At 71.7% G+C, this 17036-nt stretch carries 15 protein-coding genes and 1 tRNA gene; 13 read left to right on the forward strand and 3 right to left on the reverse strand.

Annotation, left to right across the window (positions count from 1 at the left end):
• Positions 1-6 precede the first annotated feature (6 nt).
• Positions 7-1056 carry an iron-siderophore ABC transporter substrate-binding protein gene (locus tag QRN40_RS13035; protein ID WP_285116101.1) on the reverse strand — a complete coding sequence of 350 codons (1050 nt, stop codon included), beginning with the start codon at positions 1054-1056 and terminating at the stop codon, positions 7-9.
• A 490-nt stretch (positions 1057-1546) separates the two neighbouring features.
• On the opposite strand from QRN40_RS13035, the gene hisS reads away from it, so the two are divergent.
• The 7 genes from hisS to QRN40_RS13070 all read left to right on the forward strand — a co-directional run bounded on the left by hisS (position 1547) and on the right by QRN40_RS13070 (position 8690).
• Positions 1547-2839, forward strand: a complete 1293-nt coding sequence (gene hisS / locus QRN40_RS13040; RefSeq protein WP_285116103.1) for a histidine--tRNA ligase — start codon at positions 1547-1549, stop codon at positions 2837-2839.
• Positions 2840-2902: 63 nt separating this feature from the next.
• Positions 2903-4183, forward strand: coding sequence for a phosphopyruvate hydratase (gene eno, locus QRN40_RS13045; protein WP_285116104.1), 1281 nt, complete (start codon positions 2903-2905; stop codon positions 4181-4183).
• 248 nt (positions 4184-4431) lie between these two features.
• Entirely contained in the window at positions 4432-4677 is a 246-nt protein-coding gene (locus QRN40_RS13050; protein ID WP_285116105.1) for a hypothetical protein, read from the forward strand.
• 108 nt (positions 4678-4785) lie between these two features.
• Positions 4786-5310, forward strand: a complete 525-nt coding sequence (locus QRN40_RS13055) for an FtsB family cell division protein (protein WP_285116106.1) — start codon at positions 4786-4788, stop codon at positions 5308-5310.
• Positions 5311-5324: 14 nt separating this feature from the next.
• On the forward strand, positions 5325-5840 hold the full coding sequence (locus tag QRN40_RS13060) for a DUF501 domain-containing protein (protein ID WP_285116107.1): 516 nt from the start codon (positions 5325-5327) through the stop codon (positions 5838-5840).
• 22 nt (positions 5841-5862) lie between these two features.
• On the forward strand, positions 5863-7236 hold the full coding sequence (locus QRN40_RS13065) for a S8 family serine peptidase (protein WP_285116108.1): 1374 nt from the start codon (positions 5863-5865) through the stop codon (positions 7234-7236).
• A 38-nt stretch (positions 7237-7274) separates the two neighbouring features.
• Entirely contained in the window at positions 7275-8690 is a 1416-nt protein-coding gene (locus tag QRN40_RS13070; RefSeq protein WP_285116109.1) for an NAD(P)/FAD-dependent oxidoreductase, read from the forward strand.
• An 88-nt stretch (positions 8691-8778) separates the two neighbouring features.
• Here the strand turns inward: QRN40_RS13070 and QRN40_RS13075 are convergent.
• Positions 8779-8852 (reverse strand) — tRNA-Leu (locus tag QRN40_RS13075).
• 205 nt (positions 8853-9057) lie between these two features.
• Here QRN40_RS13075 and QRN40_RS13080 point away from each other — a divergent pair.
• Together QRN40_RS13080 and QRN40_RS13085 are read left to right on the forward strand one after the other, a co-directional pair.
• Positions 9058-9423 carry a VOC family protein gene (locus tag QRN40_RS13080; protein WP_285116110.1) on the forward strand — a complete coding sequence of 122 codons (366 nt, stop codon included), beginning with the start codon at positions 9058-9060 and terminating at the stop codon, positions 9421-9423.
• Positions 9424-9613: 190 nt separating this feature from the next.
• Positions 9614-9991, forward strand: coding sequence for a YchJ family protein (locus QRN40_RS13085; RefSeq protein ID WP_285116111.1), 378 nt, complete (start codon positions 9614-9616; stop codon positions 9989-9991).
• Between the two features lie 49 nt (positions 9992-10040).
• Here QRN40_RS13085 and QRN40_RS13090 read toward each other — a convergent pair whose 3' ends face one another.
• Positions 10041-12335 (reverse strand): Ig-like domain-containing protein, encoded by a 2295-nt coding sequence (locus QRN40_RS13090; protein WP_285116112.1) that lies wholly within the window; start codon positions 12333-12335, stop codon positions 10041-10043.
• A 192-nt stretch (positions 12336-12527) separates the two neighbouring features.
• Here QRN40_RS13090 and QRN40_RS13095 point away from each other — a divergent pair, with 192 nt between their 5' ends.
• Genes QRN40_RS13095 through QRN40_RS13110 form a run of 4 tightly spaced genes read left to right on the forward strand, consistent with a single transcriptional unit; the run spans position 12528 to position 17024 of the window.
• A complete protein-coding gene (locus QRN40_RS13095) occupies positions 12528-13163 on the forward strand; it encodes a TetR/AcrR family transcriptional regulator (RefSeq protein WP_285116113.1) in 636 nt (211 codons plus the stop codon).
• Entirely contained in the window at positions 13160-14416 is a 1257-nt protein-coding gene (locus QRN40_RS13100; RefSeq protein WP_285116114.1) for an MFS transporter, read from the forward strand. The genes QRN40_RS13095 and QRN40_RS13100 overlap by 4 nt, the downstream gene beginning before the upstream one ends.
• Positions 14416-15714: a type III PLP-dependent enzyme domain-containing protein gene (locus QRN40_RS13105; protein WP_285116116.1), complete on the forward strand. Its 1299-nt coding sequence runs from the start codon at positions 14416-14418 to the stop codon at positions 15712-15714. The genes QRN40_RS13100 and QRN40_RS13105 overlap by 1 nt, the downstream gene beginning before the upstream one ends.
• Positions 15711-17024, forward strand: coding sequence for a D-arabinono-1,4-lactone oxidase (locus tag QRN40_RS13110; protein WP_285116117.1), 1314 nt, complete (start codon positions 15711-15713; stop codon positions 17022-17024). The genes QRN40_RS13105 and QRN40_RS13110 overlap by 4 nt, the downstream gene beginning before the upstream one ends.
• Positions 17025-17036 lie beyond the last annotated feature (12 nt).

Here is a 17036-nt window from a genome sequence, read left to right on the forward strand (position 1 = left end):
CGGCTCTTACTCGACCTTGTCGGCGGCCTTGGCCAGCTCGGGCACGTAGCGGTCGAGCATCCACGGGATGCTGAGCACGCTCGGCGCGCTGGTCGCGGCGACGAACGACTCGCCCACGATCGGGGCGAAGCGTCCGTCTTTGATGGTCGGCATGGCGGCGACGAGCGGGTCGGCGGTGAACGCATCCACCGAGGACTGCTTGTCGAAGTACATGACCAGCAGATCGGTATCGATCTTGGAGAGGTTCTCGTTGCTGAGCTGGTAGTAGAAGCTGCCGTCGCCCTTCGAGGGGTCGAGCGCGTCGATGCTGGGCGAGTTCTTCAGCCCGAGATCGTTGAGCAGCTGGACCCGCGGGTCGTCCGCGCGGTAGACGTTCAGCTTGCCGGGCTCGTTCGCGGCGGCGTAGAAGAAGGTCTTGTCCTTGATGACCGGGTATTTGTCGGCGAGGGTGGTCACCGCGTCCTCGGTCTTCTTCACCAGTGCGTCGGCCTCCTTCGTCAGGCCGAGCGCCTTGCCGACGATCGCCGTCTGGTCGCGCCAGCTCGTCGACCAGGGCTTCTCCGGGTAGGCGACGACCGGGGCGATCTTGCTGAGGGTGTCGAACTCCGCCTGCGTCATCCCGGAGTATGGCGCGAGGATGACATCCGGCTTCGCGGTGACGAACTCCTCGAACGGGACCTCGCCCGTGTCGGCGTTGAGCAGCTGCGGCGTCTTCCCGCCCAGCTGCTTGATCTTGTCCGCATCCCACGGCAGCACGCCGTCGGCGTTTCCGCCGTAGCTGAACGACGGCATCGCGACCGGGACGATGCCGAGCGCCAGCACGATGTCCTGCGCACCCCATCCCCAGGTCGCGACGCGGGTCGGCTTCTGCTCGATCTCGGCCGGCCCGAGCGCGCTCTTCACGGTCACCGGGAAGGCGCCGGACTCCCCGGAGGCGGTGCTCTGCCCGGCGGATCCGCCGGCGCTGCAGCCGGTGAGGACCAGGGCGGCGGCGGCGACCGTCGAGGCGATCAGGGCGAGACGCGACCGGCGGGCGGCGCGGGGGACAGGCAGCATGGTTCTCCTCGGGAGGGGGACGATGGGCGTCGACGGCGATCGTGGCCGTCTTAGGCAAGCCTAACCTAATCTCTCCGTGGCGCCAGTGCGGTCGACGACGGCGACGGCAGTCGCCGCGCGCGAGCATCCCGGGGGAGCCGCCGGGTGACCGGCAGCGCGTCCGCCTGGATTCCGTTCGCCATTCGGGTGAGGCGGCGCCTCGCGGCGGCGCGCTCCTGGACTCTGGGCGGACGCGTTGTCGATCGTGTCTGGCAGCGAGCAAGCGCCGCGGTCGGGCGGATGCGACTCATGCCAGGTCCTCCGGGGAGGACGCCACCGAGCCGGACGCGTCGGCACGGCATCAGGGTGGCTACGCGTGCGATGGTACGCGCGTCGGGGTGGCGGTCTCCATCCCCCGGGGAGGTGTCCACAGGCTGCTGGGACCGTGCGCTTTCCCCAGGTCGCCGATCGCCCGGGGAGGTGCCGGGGACCTTCGTGGAAGAATCGACGCATGGCCTCACCGATCACTCCGCCCCGCGGCATGCGCGACTTCCTCCCTGGCGAGAAAGCCCGCCGCGAGCATGCCCTCGGGGTGATCCGGCGCAGCTTCTCCGCCCACGGGTTCGATGAGATCGAGACCCCCGTCGTCGAAGACGTCGAGCGGCTGCACTCGGGCCTCGGGGGCGACAACGAGAAGCTCTCGTTCAGCATCCTGAAGCGCGGACTCGACGGCGACGACCTCGCCGCGGCGATCGACTCGGGCGACCTGCTCGGCCTCGCCGACCTCGGCCTGCGGTTCGACCTCACGGTTCCGCTCGCGCGTTTCTACGCGTCGCACCGCGCGGAGCTGCCTCCGGTGTTCCGCAGCATCCAGATCGCGCCCGTCTGGCGGGCGGAGCGCCCGCAGAAGGGCCGGTATCGGCAGTTCGTGCAGTGCGACATCGACATCATCGGCGAGGCGTCGCAGCTCGCCGAGGTCGAGTTGATCACCGCCACGGCGGCCGCTCTCGAGGCGCTCGGCCTCGACGACTGCACGATCCGCATCAACGACCGTCGCATCCTGAACGGGATCCTGGAGTACTGCGGCTTCGACGAGGTGCGCTGGCCGCAGGTGCTCATCTCCATCGACAAGCTCGACAAGATCGGTGCGACGGGCGTCGTGGCCGAACTGGCCGAGGGCGGAGCCGACTCCGCGTCCGTGCTCGGCGGCATCCTCGGCGACCTCGAGCCCCACCTCGCCGAGGGGGGAGTCGAGCTCACCGTCGAGGCGATCACCGGCATCCTCCCGGAGGGCATCGATACCGATGCAGTGGCCGATCTGGAGGCGCTCGCGCACGCACTCGACACGCTGCCGCCGGGAGTGAAGCTGCGCTTCGACCCGACGCTGGTGCGCGGGATGGGCTACTACACCGGAACGATCTTCGAGATCTCGCACCCCGGCTCCGGCTCGTCGGTCGGCGGGGGCGGACGCTACGACGGGATGATCGGGCGCTTCCTCGGATCCGACGTGCCGGCGGCCGGGTTCTCCATCGGATTCGAGCGGGTGGTCGACCTCATCGAGCTGCCGGAGGACGCCGCGCAGGAGTCCGTCGTGCTGGTCTACGACCCCCTCGTCCCGCTCGACCGGCTGCTCGCCATCAAGTCGGAGCTCATCGGCCGCGGCAGCCGTGTCCGGCTCGACCGCCGGGCGAAGAACATGAAGGCGGTGCTCGACCGCGCCGCCGCGTCGGGCTTCCGCTCCTTCGCGTTCGTGAACACCGACACGCAAGACGCCTCCGCACTCGAGCTCAAGCCGCTGGGTTAGCCCGGCACCCGTCGTCACTAGACTGACTGCGGAATCCCACAAAAACCACGCAAGGAGACAGTTGTGGCTGCAATCGAAGCTGTAGGCGCTCGCGAGATCTTGGACTCGCGCGGCAATCCGACCGTCGAGGTCGAGGTGCTCCTCGAAGACGGCACCGTGAGCCGTGCCGCCGTCCCGTCCGGCGCCTCCACCGGCGCCTTCGAGGCCTACGAGCTGCGCGACGGCGACAAGGAGCGGTACCAGGGCAAGGGCGTGCTCAAGGCCGTCGACGCCGTGCTCGACGAGATCGGCCCCGAGATCGAGGGCTTCGACGCCGCCGACCAGCGCCTCGTCGACGACGCGATGATCGCGCTCGACGGCACCGACAACAAGAAGCGCCTGGGCGCCAACGCCATCCTCGGCGTGAGCCTCGCCGTCGCCAAGGCGGCGGCGGACTCGGCCGACCTGCCCCTCTTCCGCTACGTCGGCGGCCCGAACGCGCACGTGCTGCCCGTGCCCATGATGAACATCATCAACGGTGGCGCGCACGCCGACACCGGCGTCGACATCCAGGAGTTCATGGTCCTGCCGATCGGCGCCGAGACCTACTCCGAAGGCCTCCGCTGGGGCGTCGAGACCTACCACTCGCTGAAGGCGCTTCTGAAGTCGAAGGGCCTCAACACCGGCCTCGGCGACGAGGGCGGCTTCGCACCCGAGCTCGACAACAACCGCGCGGCGCTCGACCTGATCTCCGAGGCGATCGAGAAGGCCGGCTTCACCGTCGGCCGCGACATCGCGCTCGGGCTCGACGTCGCCTCCACCGAGTTCTTCGAGAACGGCGTGTACCGCTTCGAGGGCCAGGACCGCACGGCCGCCGAGATGAGCGCGTACTACACCGAGCTCGCGGCCAACTACCCGCTGGTCTCGATCGAGGACCCGCTGGCCGAGGACGACTGGGAGGGCTGGGCCCACCTGACCGCCGAGCTCGGCAGCAAGCTGCAGCTCGTCGGGGACGACCTGTTCGTGACCAACCCGAAGCGCCTCGCCGACGGCATCACGAAGCACGCCGCCAACAGCATCCTCGTCAAGGTCAACCAGATCGGCACGCTCACCGAGACGCTCGACGCGGTGTCGCTCGCGCAGCGCAGCGGCATGACCGCCGTGCTCTCGCACCGCTCCGGCGAGACCGAGGACACGACGATCGCCGACCTCGCCGTCGCCACGAACGCCGGCCAGATCAAGACCGGCGCCCCGGCCCGCTCCGAGCGCGTCGCGAAGTACAACCAGCTGCTCCGCATCGAGGAGGAGCTGGGCGACGCCGCCGTCTACGCCGGCCGCAGCGCCTTCCCGCGCTTCATCGCGTAACGCACCGCGCACGGACGGCCCCCGGGGAACCCCCGGGGGCCGTCCGCGTCTCCGCGCCCGCGCCTCCGTCGCCGCCCCCTCCGCCTGCGCTGAGGTGCTCGACGTTGCGCCGCCGCGCCGCGTGTCGCCCGCACCTACCAGCACCTCACGCCGAGTTGCGACATGTGCTCACCACTCGACCCGGATTCGAGCAACGACTCACCACTCGATGCCCCGGTATCGTGCAGGGAGCGGGGAGGGAGGCTGCCATGACCACCGAGTCGGAGGCCGTCCCGCTCGTGCTGTTCCTCGCGCTGGCCGCGCTGTTCGGCGTGCTCGGCGTCTTCCTGCTGCTGCGGCCCGGGCGCACCGCCGCCTTCTTCGCCGACGCGGATGCGCGGCGGCGGTTCCGGGCGCGCGACGCCCGGGCTCTCGGCGCGGTCTTCACCATCGGCGCGGGGGCGTTCATCGTGCTGGGGTCCATCCGGCTCGCGGCCATCCTGACCGGCGGCTGACGGCATCCCGACACCCCGCCCCGGCTCCGGGACGCACAGCCTCATCGCTTACGATGAGAGGGGGCCGCCCGGCCCCGTTCCACCGCCACCGCACCACCCGGAGGGGCCATGCCGAAGCCGCGCGCGCGACGCGTCCCGGTGCGCATGTCCCGCCCCTCCGAGACCGGCCGTTGGCTGCGCCAGCTGCACTTCTCGGCGTTCTCGCTGGTGATGATGGGCGTGCTGGTGCTGGCCGTGCTCATCCTCGCTCCCACCGTCCAGGCGTTCCTCTCGCAGCGCCAGCAGATCGCCGACCAGCAGCACCAGGTCGACCAGCTCGCCACGCAGGTGGACACGCTCAAGGACCAGCGGGCCCGGTGGAACGACCCGAGCTACCTGCGCGCCCAGGCCCGCGACCGGCTCTACTACGTCCTCCCCGGCGAAGTCAGCTACCTCGTCGTCGACGACCGCCCGGCCGCGGCCAAGCAGGAGTCCGCTCCCGTCAGCTCCAAGCTGGTGAAGACGCAGACCGACTGGGTGGGCTCGCTGTTCGGCTCCCTCATGGGCGCCGGGCTGACGGATGCGACCCCCCAGCAGCTGAGCGGCACGCCGGCGCCCACCCCGGCGCCGGCCTCGCCCGCCCCGAACAAGTAAGAACCCTGACCTCCATGACCAGACCCCCGTTCGACCCCGTCACCGCCGAGGACATCGCGGTCGTCTCCGAGCAGCTCGGCCGCCCGGCCCGCAACGTCGTCGGCATCGCCGCGCGCTGCGTGTGCGGCCGTCCGACCGTCGTCTCCACGGCGCCGCGCCTCGACGACGGGACGCCGTTCCCGACCTTCTACTACCTCACGCATCCCGCGGCCACGGCCGCCATGTCGGCGCTCGAGGCCACGCAGGTGATGAACGAGTACAACGAGCTGCTGACGTCCGACGACGAGCTCGCCGCGCAGTACCGCGCCGCGCACGAGCAGTACCTGGCCGACCGCGAGTCCATCGCCGTGGTCGACGAACTCTCCGGGATCTCGGCCGGCGGTATGCCCGCGCGGGTGAAGTGCCTGCACGCGGTCGCCGCGCAGGCCCTCGCGGCCGGCCCGGGCGTCAACCCGATCGGCGACCTGGCCCTCGCCCGCGGCGGATGGTCGCCCGCGGTGTGCGAGTGCCGCATCGACGTCGCCGGGTAGGAACGCTCGAATGGGGGAGGGGATGCGCGGGCGCACGCACGAGCGCTCACCGGACCGCACGGACGGCAACCACCGGGTCCGTCCGCGACGTGGCCGGAATCCCCGCCCGCCGCGACGCGGTCTCGCCACCCTCGCCGCCGCCGCGGCGGTCGCACTCGCCTCGACTCTCGGCTCCACGATCCTCCCGGCGGCTCCGGCGCACGCCGACCAGGTGCGCGACCTCGAGTACTGGCTGAACGACTACGGGTTCACCCAGGCCTGGAACACGACCCGCGGAGCGGGCGTGAAGGTCGCCATCATCGACACCGGCGTCGACGGGTCCGTTCCGGACCTGGCGGGGGCGGTCACCGGTGGGACGGACGTGTCGGGCGTGGGTGCGGCCTCCGGCGAGAAGCCGCTCGGCGACGCCGAGAGCGCGAACCACGGGACGTGGGTGGCCTCCCTGCTCGCAGGGCGGGGGACGGGCGGAGCGAACGGCGTCCTCGGTGCGGCCCCCGAGGCCGGGATACTGGCCGTCTCCGTCGCCCTCGGTAAGGCGATGGGACCGGTCGGCAGCGACGAGCAGATCGCCGAGGGCATCCACTGGGCCGTCGACAACGGGGCCTCCGTAATCAACATGTCGCTCACCCGCAACACCCTGGACTGGCCGGCGAGCTGGGACGAGGCGTTCCAGTACGCGTTCGCGCACGACGTCGTCATCGTTGCAGCCGCGGGCAACCGCGGCAGCGGAACGAGCGAGGTCGGTGCGCCGGCGACGATCCCCGGTGTGCTGACCGTCGCGGGCGTCGATCGCCGCGGAACCGCGAGCTTCGACGCGTCCGCCCAGGGCATCACCATCGGAGTGTCTGCGCCGAGCGAGCAGTTGGTCGGGGCGAACCCGGGCGGCGGGTACGTGCAGTGGGCGGGCACGAGCGGCGCCGCGCCGCTGGTGTCCGGGGCCGTCGCGCTCGCTCGCGCCGCGCATCCCGAGCTCAGCGCTTCCGATGTCATCGAGCGGATCATTCGCACAGCGAAGCCCGCAGGCGGCGCCGTGCCCAGCCCGATCTACGGCTTCGGCCTGCTGGATGCGGCGGCGGCCGTCACCGCGCCCGTCCCGCATGTGACGGCGAATCCGATGGGTGACCTGGGCGAGTGGATCCGCATCCACCGCCGCGCCGCGACACCGTCGACCGAAGCGCCGTCGACCATTTCGCCCGGCGAACCCCAGGCTGCGCCCGCGCCGGCGAAGCTGACCCCTGAACGCGCGGTACCATGGAAGCAGTTCTTCTGGCCGCAATGGAGCGTCCTCACAGCATTCTGGCTGCCATTCGGTCTGATCGCCGGCTTCCTCGCTCTCGCCGCCCTCGGCGGCGTCGGCGCGTGGGTCCATTTCAGGCGAATGCGCAGCAAGGAGTAATGTAGGCCCAAACTTTCGTGTTGAGGAGACGCATCACTGTGCCCAAAATCCTGATCGTCGGCGGCGGATACGCCGGCTTCTACACCGCGTGGAAGCTCGAGAAACAGCTCCGCCCGGGCGAGGCCGAGGTCACCATGGTGGACCCGCTGCCGTATATGACGTACCAGCCGTTCCTCCCGGAGGTCGCCGCGGGTTCCATCGAGCCGCGCCACGCGGTCGTCGCCCACCGCCGCCACCTGAAGACCACCAACGTCATCACCGCGAAGGTTACGTACGTCGACCACGCACGCAAGGTGGCGACCATCCAGCCGCCCGTCGGCGAGGCGTACGAGTTCGCGTACGACATCGTCGTGGTGACGGCGGGCGCCGTGTCGCGCACGTTCCCGATCCCGGGCGTCGCCGACCAGGCCGTCGGCCTCAAGAACATCGAGGAGGCCGTGTACATCCGCGACCAGCTCCTCACCAACTTCGACAAGGCCGCCGGGCTTCCTGCCGGCCCGGAGCGCGACCGTCTGCTCACCGTCGTGGTCGTCGGCGGCGGCTTCGCCGGCATCGAGATCTTCGCCGAGCTGCGCTCGTTCGCCAGCAATCTCCTGAAGCACTACCCGGAGATCGCGTTCGAGGACACGCACTTCCACCTGATCGAGGCTATGGGCCGGATCATGCCGGAGGTGTCGCTGAAGACGAGCTACTGGGTGATCAAGAACCTCGCCGAGCGCGGGGCGCAGATCCACCTCGACACGCAGCTCAGCAGCGCGGTGGACGGCGTCATCCAGCTGTCGACGGGTGAGACCTTCGAGACCGACCTCATCGTCTGGACCGCCGGCGTGATGGCGAACCCGACGATCGTCCGTCACACCGACCTCCCGATCGAGGAGCGCGGTCGTCTGCGCGTCCGTGCGGACCTTCGCGTCGGCACCGATGAGGAGATCATCGAGGACGCGTGGGGCGCGGGCGACGTGTCGGCCGTTCCCGACCTCACCGGCGCGGGCGTCGGCGGATACTGCGTGCCGAACGCTCAGCACGCGGTGCGCCAGGGCAAGCTCCTCGCCAAGAACATCGTGGCGTCGCTGCGCGGCGAACTGCCGCGCCAGTACTACCACAAGAGCCTCGGCGCGGTCGCCGGCCTGGGCGTCGGCATCGGCGTGCTGCAGTCCGGCAAGATCGCCATCAAGGGCCCGATCGGCTGGCTCGCCCACCGCGGCTACCACGGCCTGGCGATGCCGTCGTGGGAGCGCAAGTGGCGCGTCATCTGGGGCTGGTGGAACAACGTCTGGCTCGGTCGCGACATCGTCTCGCTCGAGGCCGTGCAGCACCCGCGCGCCAACTTCGAAGAGTTCGCCGCCCGCCCGAAGCCGGCCGTGGAGGCCGCTCCGGCCGAGCCGGTGAAGAAGGCCCCGGCCCGCAAGAAGGTCGACCCGGCCAAGCAGCCGGCGGAAGTCACCGCGAAGTAACGCACGAGCGCACGCACGAAGGCCCGGCCCCGAAAGGGGACCGGGCCTTCGTCGTCGTGGCACGCATCGTGCGCGGCCGAGAGTGCAGTACCCCCAGTGGGACTCGAACCCACACTCGGGCGAGTTTAAGTCGCCTGCCTCTACCGATTGGGCTATGGGGGCCGGGTCCGGCGGCGCCGGTCGGGGGTGCGGGCGGGTTAGCGGTCGCGGTACGGGGACTTGATCAACTGGATGACGCCCGCGGTGGCGATGCCGCCGCCGACGATGATGACGAGCCAGATGAAACCGATGAGCAGACCTTCCATGGGCCCAACGCTACACCGTCGGAGTGCTTGCCTCGGCCCGCGTCCGGGCGGATGGTGGTCGCATGATCTCCATCGGATCCATCGTCTGGGGTGTGCGCAGCCTCCCGCGTGCGGTGACCTTCTGGACGGCTGCGCTGGGATACCGGCCGCGTTCCGAGCCCGACGTCGACTGGGCGCTGCTCGAACCGGTCGACGGGGACGGTGTGCAGCTCGCCCTGAAGCTGGTCGGCAGCGAGGCGAACCCGAGCCCGCGCCACCACCTCGACCTGTACGCGGACGACCAGGCGGCCGAGGTCGAGCGGCTGGTCGCGTTGGGTGCCGCCCATGTCGAGTGGGACTACGAGGAGGGCGCCGACTACGTCGTCCTCGCCGATCCTGACGGCAACCGGTTCTGCGTCGTCGCGGCGGGCGCGGAGTCGTCTGCGTAGGCGTCTGCGAAGACCTTCAGGCCGCCCGAAGGGACTCTCCATCCTGACGTCGCAGACTAGTCACGACACCCTTTCTGGTGAGGTGTCCCCGGTCCGGCCGGCGCCCGGGATCCCCCGACGCGGGCGTTGGCCGGACCTCCACTCGTTCGCACGGGCCGAAGCCCCGCGGCGCCGCCGATAGGCTCGGACGGTGACCACCCGGTGCCCCTGCCTCAGCGGCGAGACGTACGACGCCTGCTGCGGTCCGCTGCACCGCGGCGAGCCGGCGCCCACCGCCGAGCGGCTCATGCGGTCGCGCTTCAGCGCCTTCGCGCTCGGGGACGCCGACTACCTGCTGCGCAGCTGGCATCCGTCCACCCGGCCGACCGAGCTGACTCTCGACCCGGACCTACGGTGGTACCGGCTCGACATCCAGCGCACCGAGCGCGGTGGCCCGTTCGATCGGGACGGCGTGGTCGAGTTCGTCGCGTACTACAAGGGCTCCGACCGGGGCGCGCTGCACGAGGTGTCGCGCTTCGTCCGCGAGGAGCGGGACTGGTTCTACGTGGAGGCGCTGACCCCGTCCTGAGGCGCTGACGCTGGCGCTGACGCTGGCGCTGACGCTGGCGCGGACGCAGCTACGGCACAGTGCGGTCGAGCGCGGGCGCGACGTACCGCTCCCACAGCCACACGGCCACGCTCGCGGCGGCGAAGCAGAGCACGGCGCCGATGATGACCACGGCTCCCACCCCGCGCTGCATGAGGGAGGCGACCGGCAGGAGGAGCGCGAACAGCACCGTGTAGACCACGAGGCTCAGGCCCGCCCAGAGCCACCGGGACCACCGGGCGATGGCGCGCCCGGCCAGGCCGCCGAGCGGCAGCAGCATCACGGCCGCCGAGCCGATCCCGACGAGCGCCAGCGCGTTGGCGAGTTCGAGCAGGAAGGCGCTGAACACGCCCGTCGGCGTGCCGACCAGACCCACCGCCAGCCACGCGAGCACGCCGAGGGCGGCGACGGCCGACACCTGGACGGCGGCGATCCGGCCCCGTCGCACGCGACCGGCGTGGGGTCCCATCGACAGCCCGAGCACCAGGGCGAAGAGGAGCGCAGGGGAGAGACCCAGCAAGCGGGAGCCGATCGCCGCGACCGCCACGACGACGAGCATGCCCGGCCGCACGATCAGGCGCGGGACGGGCAGTCCCAGGTGCGGAGCAAGGCCGCGACCCGCGAGCACCCAGATGGCGTTGACCGCGCCGACCGCCACGACGACCGCGAGCAGCACGCGCAGATACGCGGCAGGATCGGGAAGGGGCGTGGACAGCGTGACCAGCAGCGCGGCCGCACCCGTGACCGCCGGCGCGAGCCAGAGCGGCTGCGGGCGACCGGCAGGCGATCCCGGCGACCCCGGCGACCCCGGTGAGGCAGCCGACGCGGACGCACCCGAACCGGCCGCGGCCGCCAACGGACCCGACACGGACGCCTTCGCTCCGCCGAACAACCCCCCGCCGAACAACGCCGACGCGTCCGACACATCCGACCGCGGCCGGTTGCGGCCGAAGACGGACACCGGGCGACGCTGCCCGCGCTCCGAGCGGCCGCGCGCGAGCGAGACCGTCAGCAGCCGGGCGGGCAGGACCAGGAGCAGGATGGCGGCCACCGCGAGGCCGACGGAGCGCATCCACCCCGGCAGCGCCTCCGACGATACGACGGGCGCCGACGTGGTGGAGAACGGGGTGGCGATCCAGTCATCGGTGTCCGGAGGTGGGAGGCGCGCGGGCGGGACCACCGGTGCCGCGGGAGCAGGGGCCACGGGAGCCGCGGTGGGGCTCGGCGTGCGGCTCGGCGACGGGTCGGTGGATGCGCCAGCACCGGTCACGGCGAGCGCGATGGAGTTGCTCCCGGGGCTGACGTTCCCGGCGGCGTCCCGTTGCAGGGCCGACAGCGTGTACGCACCGTCCGGCAGCGTGCCCTGGCACGACCAAGCGCCGCCGGCGACGGTCGCGGTGCAGACGACCGTCGCCCCCTGCGGGGTGGTCGCGTACAGGGTCACGTGGGCGCCGCTCTCGCCGGTTCCGCCGAAGCCGACCGGCTGGCCGGCGGTCGCGGAGCCGTCCGACGCGGGCGTCGTGATCACGGGAGCAGCGGGCGCCGTGCGGTCGATGTCGATCCGGACGCGGGGGCTGCTCGCGGAACGCTGCGTCGAGAAGCCGGCGACCTGGGTCGCCGTCACGCTGTGCGGGCCGTCCGGCAGGGTACCGCTGAGGACGCATCCCCACGCCCCGCTCGAGTCGGCCGGGAAGGTGCAGGTGGCGCCGGTGTCGGCGGTGACCGTGACGCGGGCGTTCGGGTAGGCGGTCCCGCGGACCCCGCCGCCGGTCGCCACGACCCCCTGGGCGGCGATCACCGGCGGCCGGAGGACATCCACGCGGTCGGTGTCGGAGGCGCCCGTCGTCGCCGACTCGGCGCGCACCGGGACGCCGGGCCCGTCGGGCAGCGACTGCAGGCCGCAGCTGAATCGTCCGTCGCTGCCGACCGTCGCCTGGCAGCTCTCCGCGGCGCCGGGCGACGAGCCGCCCGAGACGCGGATGACATCCCCGCTGGTCCCCGAGCCGGAGACGACGAGCGGGAAGGCGCGGACCAGACCGCTCGGCAGAGCGTTCAGGACGGGCGGCCGGGGTGTGGGCGGCGGAGAGGACGGCGTCGATGTCGGGGTCGACGTGCTCGTCGGTGCGACGGCGGACGGCGTGGACTGCGCGGTCGGGCGCTGGAGTTCCCGGGGCGGGGAGGATGCTGTGGCTGTGGAGGCGGTGATCGCGGGCTGCGGTGCGGAGACGGCGGGGCCGGGAGAGGCGGACGCGGGAGGGGCGGTGGCGATCAGTCCGACGGCGCTGAGCAGCAGCGCGGCGAGGGCGGCGACGCTCGCCACAGACACCAGTCCGATCGACCCCCGTGGCCGGACTGGTGGTGACACATCGCTCGTAAATCCCCGCATTCCACCCCATTCCAGGGGGTAGCGGCCGTCCCTGTCAAACGCATCCGTAGCATTTACGGCATACTGTGATCTGGGTCAGGTGTCCCACTTTCTCCCGCGCGATGGTGCGCGGCAGATCCGTCAGGAGTCCGGATGACGCGCATCCCGGTCGCAGACCGTCGTACCGCACTGGTGCAGGCCGCGCTGCGCGTGGTCGCCCGGGACGGCGTGGCCGCCGCGACGACGCGCCGCATCGTCGGAGAAGCCGGGATGCCGCTGGCGAGCTTCCACTACGTCTTCTCCTCCCGCGACGAGCTGATGGCCGAACTGATCGAGGCGGCGGTCGAGAGCGAGCAGACCGACCTGGCGCCCGCGCTCTCCGGCGACGCCGGGGAGATCGGGATACGCGAGGCGATCCGCGCGGGCCTCCAGCACTACTTCGACGGCGTCTGCGCCGACCCCGACCGCGAGAAGGCGATGTTCGAGCTCACACAGTGGGCGCTGCGCGAGCCCGGCTTCGAGTCGCTCGCCCGCCGGCAGTACGCGCGCTACCACGAGGTCGCCGCGCAGGCCGCCGCCGACGCAGCGCGGCTCACGGCGCACGAGTGGACGCGGCCGGTGGACGAGATCGCGCGCATCCTCGTCTCCTTCACCGACGGCCTCACCGTCGGCTGGCTGGTCACCCGCGACGACGCCGCGGCGGCAGCCGTGATGGACGTCGCGGCCGACGCGCTCGCAGCCCTCGCCACGCCGGTCCGGCAGCCCACCACGAACGCAGGAGCACGATGACGGACACCACGACGCCCGCTGTCTTCGCCGAACCGGTCCGCAAGGTCCCGGGCCGGTGGATCGCCGCCTTCGCCATCGGCTGGCTGGGGGTGTGGATGGCGCAGCTCGCGCCCATCCAGAAGCTCCTGCCCGACCAGGTGCAGGCCCGCCTGAACACCGACGACTGGGTGCAGAACGTCATCGCATTCGGCGTGATCTCGGGCATCTCGGGTGTCTGCGCGATCGTCGCGTACCCGCTGACCGGCGCCCTCTCGGACCGCACGACGAGCCGGTTCGGCCGCCGCCGGCCGTGGATCGCGGCGGGCGCGGTGGTGTTCGCCGTCTCGCTCGTGCTGCTCGGGCTGCAGACCACGATGGTCGGGATGGGCGTGTTCTGGTCGCTCGCGCTGACCGGCTTCTGCATCCTCACCGCCGCTCTCACCGCGACGATCAGCGACCAGGTCCCGGTCGACCAGCGCGGCTACGTGAGCGGCTGGATCAGTGCACCTCAGGCCATCGGCATCATCCTGGGCGTCGCGCTCGTCACCTACGTCTTCACCGGAGCACTCGTCGGCTACACCGCCATGGCGGTCCTCCTCCTGCTGCTGGTGCTGCCGTTCCTGTTCCTTCCGGACGCGGTGCTGCCGAAGGAGCTGCGGGAGCGGATGTCGCTGCGCGGCGTGATCGAGGGCCTGTGGATCAGCCCGCGCGAGCATCCCGACTTCGGCTGGACGCTGCTCAGCCGTGTGCTCGTCAATTTCGGCAATGCGTTCGGCACGTCGCTGCTGCTCTACTTCCTGGAGTTCGGCCTCCGCGACCCGAATGCCGACGACGACCTCCTCATCCTGATCCTCGTCTACATGGTGTTCGTCATCATCGCCTCGCTGGTGCTCGGGCGGCTCTCCGACCGGCTCGGGAGGCGCAAGGCCTTCGTCTTCGCCTCGTCGGCCGTGCAGGGCATCGCCGCCCTGCTGCTCGCCTTCGTGCCGGAGCTGTCGGTCGCCATCATCGCGGCGGGCCTGCTCGGGATCGGCTACGGCTGCTTCCTGTCGGTCGATCAGGCGCTCGCCACCCAGGTGCTGCCCGATCCCGAGAGCCGCGGCAAGGACCTCGGCATCATGAACATCGCCCTCGCCGTCCCGCAGGCGGTCGCGCCGCTGTTCGGCGCGATGATCGTCGCCGCCCTGGGCGGCTTCGCGGGGCTCTTCGTCCTCTCGGCCGTGTTCGCCTTCGCCGGCGCGCTCGCGGTCGCCCGAGTGAAAGCGGTGCGCTGATGACCGACCTCGACCTCTCGACTCCGCCCGTCGCAGCGGAGCGTACCTGGACGACGCCGGACGTGTTCTGGCCGTCGCTCTCGGCCGCGACCGTGCGGCTCGATCCTCCGCTCGCGGTGCTGCACCTGCCGGCGCTCCGGCACAATGCGCACGACCTGCTGCGCCGCGCGGCGAGCGGTTCCGGCGCCGGCCGGCCCGCGAAGGCGATCCGGGTCGCCTCCAAGTCGGTGCGCGTGCGCTCGGTGCTGGATGCGGTGCTCGCCCTCCCCGGGTACGCGGGCGTGCTCGCCTACACGCTCCCCGAGGGGCTGTGGCTCGCCGAGGGCGACGCCGAGCACCCCGCGATCGAGGATGTGGTGGTCGGGTACCCGACGGCCGACCGCGCGGCCATCGCGCGGCTGGCGGCCTCGCCGGAGCTGGCGTCGCGCGTCACCCTCATGGTCGACTCGGTCGCCCACCTGGACTTCATCGACGCGGTCGTCCCGCCGGCGCAGCGCGAGACCATCCGTCTGTGCCTCGAGCTTGATTCGTCGTGGCAGGCCCCGGTGCTCGGCCACGTCGGCGTGTTCCGTTCCCCGCTGTACTCGGCGGAGTCCGTCCGCGCGGTCGCCGAGGCGATCGTCCGACGCCCGGGGTTCGCGTTGGTCGGGATGATGGGGTACGAAGCGCAGATCGCCGGTCAGGGCGACAACCCGACCGGCAAGCCCGCCTGGGGCGCGACGCTGCGCTGGGTGCAGAAGAACTCGCGCGAGGAGCTGCTCGGCCGCCGAGGGGAGGCCGTCTCGGCGGTCCGCGGTCTCGCCGAGCTCGAATTCGTGAACGGCGGCGGGACGGGCTCGATCGAGTTCACCGCCTCCGACGAGTCGGTCACCGAGATCGCCGCCGGAAGCGGCCTGTTCGGCGGGCACCTCTTCGACACCTACCGCGGCTTCCATCCGGCACCCGCGGCGTCCTTCGCCCTCTCCGTCGTCCGGCGGCCGAATGCGGAGACCGCGGTGCTGCTCGGCGGCGGCTGGATCGCGTCCGGCCCTCCCGGAGCCGACCGGCTCCCGAAGGTCGAGTGGCCGACCGGCCTGTCGATGGTGGCGCGCGAGATGGCGGGCGAGGTGCAGACCCCGCTGACGGGAGCGGCGGCCGGGGTGATGCGCATCGGCGACCGCGTGTGGCTGCGGCACACGAAGTCGGGGGAGCTGAGCGAGCACGTCGACGGGTTCCAGCTGGTCGACACGGTCGACGGCCGCGCCCGCGTCGTCGGCGTCGCGCCCACGTACCGGGGCGACGGCAGGGTGTTCCTGTGACGGCGGCCGGCGGCCTGTGGCGCAACTGGGGCCGCACCGAGGCCGTGCGCCCGCAGCGGGTGGAGCGCCCGGCGACCCCGGAAGCGGTGCAGCGGGCCGTGCTGGCGGCCGCGACCAAGGGGATGCGCATCAAGCCGGTCGGAGCCGGGCACAGCTTCACCGGGATCGCGGTGGCTCCCGGAGTGCAGCTCGACCTCGACGACCTCAGCGGCATCGTGGATGTGGACCTCGAACGCGGGCGCGTGACGCTCGCCGCCGGGACGCGCCTGCACCAGCTGCCGCAGTTGCTCGGGCCCCACGGCCTGGCGCTCGAGAACATGGGCGACATCGACCGGCAGACGATCGCCGGCGCCACCTCCACCGGCACGCACGGGACCGGCGGATCGTTCGGCGGTCTCGCCACCCAGATCGTCGGCCTGACGCTGGTCACCGGGACCGGCGAGCTGCTGCGCATCGACGAGACGCAGAACGCCGAGCTGCTCCCGGCGGCCCGACTCGGGCTCGGCGCCCTCGGGGTGATCGTCGACGTCACCATCCAGTGCGTTCCGGCCTACCTGCTCCAGGCCGTCGAGCGCCCGGAGCCGCTGCAGGCGGCCCTCGAGAGCTATGGGGAGCGATCGGCGGCGGAGGACCACTTCGAGTTCTACTGGTTCCCGCACACCGAGACGGCCCTCACCAAGACGAACACCCGCCTGCCGCTCACCGCCGAACGCAAGCCGCTGCATCCCGTCGGGCGCTGGGTCGACGACGAGCTGCTCGCGAACGGCCTCTACCGCGGGGTCTGCGCCATCGGCACGGTCGCTCCGGCCGCGGTCCCGCCGTTCAGCCGCCTGGCGCAGCGGCTCACCGGCAACCGGGACTTCACCGACCACTCGCCGCGCGTCTTCGTCACCAATCGCACGGTGCGTTTCCGCGAGATGGAGTACGCGTTGCCGCGGGAGGCGGTCCCGTCTGCGCTCGCCGAGGTGAAGGCGCTGATCGAGCGCCGCGGCTGGCGCATCTCGTTCCCGATCGAGGTCCGCAGCGCGGCAGCCGACGACAACTGGCTGTCGACCGCGCACGGACGCGCGAGCGGCTACATCGCCGTGCACCGGTACTACCGGGAGGACCATCGCGAGTACTTCGGCGCCGTGGAGGAGATCATGGTCGCCCACGAGGGCCGACCGCACTGGGGCAAGCTGCACACCCGGGATGCGGACGCCCTGCGGACGCTGTACCCGCACTTCGACGACTTCCTCGCGGTCCGCGACCGGCTCGATCCCGAGCGCCGCTTCGAGAACGCGTACCTGCGCCGCGTCCTCGGCCCCTAGAAGTCCTGGGCC

Origin of the sequence: Leifsonia sp. fls2-241-R2A-40a (assembly GCF_030209575.1) — a bacterium.
Taxonomy (GTDB): Bacteria; Actinomycetota; Actinomycetes; order Actinomycetales; family Microbacteriaceae; genus Leifsonia.

Coding starts and splice junctions, on each gene's coding strand:
- QRN40_RS13065 (WP_285116108.1), top strand. CDS start 5,863: ATGCGCGGGCGCACGCACGAGCGCTCACCGGACCGCACGGACGGCAAC.
- QRN40_RS13080 (WP_285116110.1), top strand. CDS start 9,058: ATGATCTCCATCGGATCCATCGTCTGGGGTGTGCGCAGCCTCCCGCGT.
- hisS (WP_285116103.1), top strand. CDS start 1,547: ATGGCCTCACCGATCACTCCGCCCCGCGGCATGCGCGACTTCCTCCCT.
- QRN40_RS13105 (WP_285116116.1), top strand. CDS start 14,416: ATGACCGACCTCGACCTCTCGACTCCGCCCGTCGCAGCGGAGCGTACC.
- QRN40_RS13035 (WP_285116101.1), bottom strand. CDS start 1,056: ATGCTGCCTGTCCCCCGCGCCGCCCGCCGGTCGCGTCTCGCCCTGATC.
- QRN40_RS13095 (WP_285116113.1), top strand. CDS start 12,528: ATGACGCGCATCCCGGTCGCAGACCGTCGTACCGCACTGGTGCAGGCC.
- QRN40_RS13100 (WP_285116114.1), top strand. CDS start 13,160: ATGACGGACACCACGACGCCCGCTGTCTTCGCCGAACCGGTCCGCAAG.
- QRN40_RS13060 (WP_285116107.1), top strand. CDS start 5,325: ATGACCAGACCCCCGTTCGACCCCGTCACCGCCGAGGACATCGCGGTC.
- QRN40_RS13055 (WP_285116106.1), top strand. CDS start 4,786: ATGCCGAAGCCGCGCGCGCGACGCGTCCCGGTGCGCATGTCCCGCCCC.
- QRN40_RS13050 (WP_285116105.1), top strand. CDS start 4,432: ATGACCACCGAGTCGGAGGCCGTCCCGCTCGTGCTGTTCCTCGCGCTG.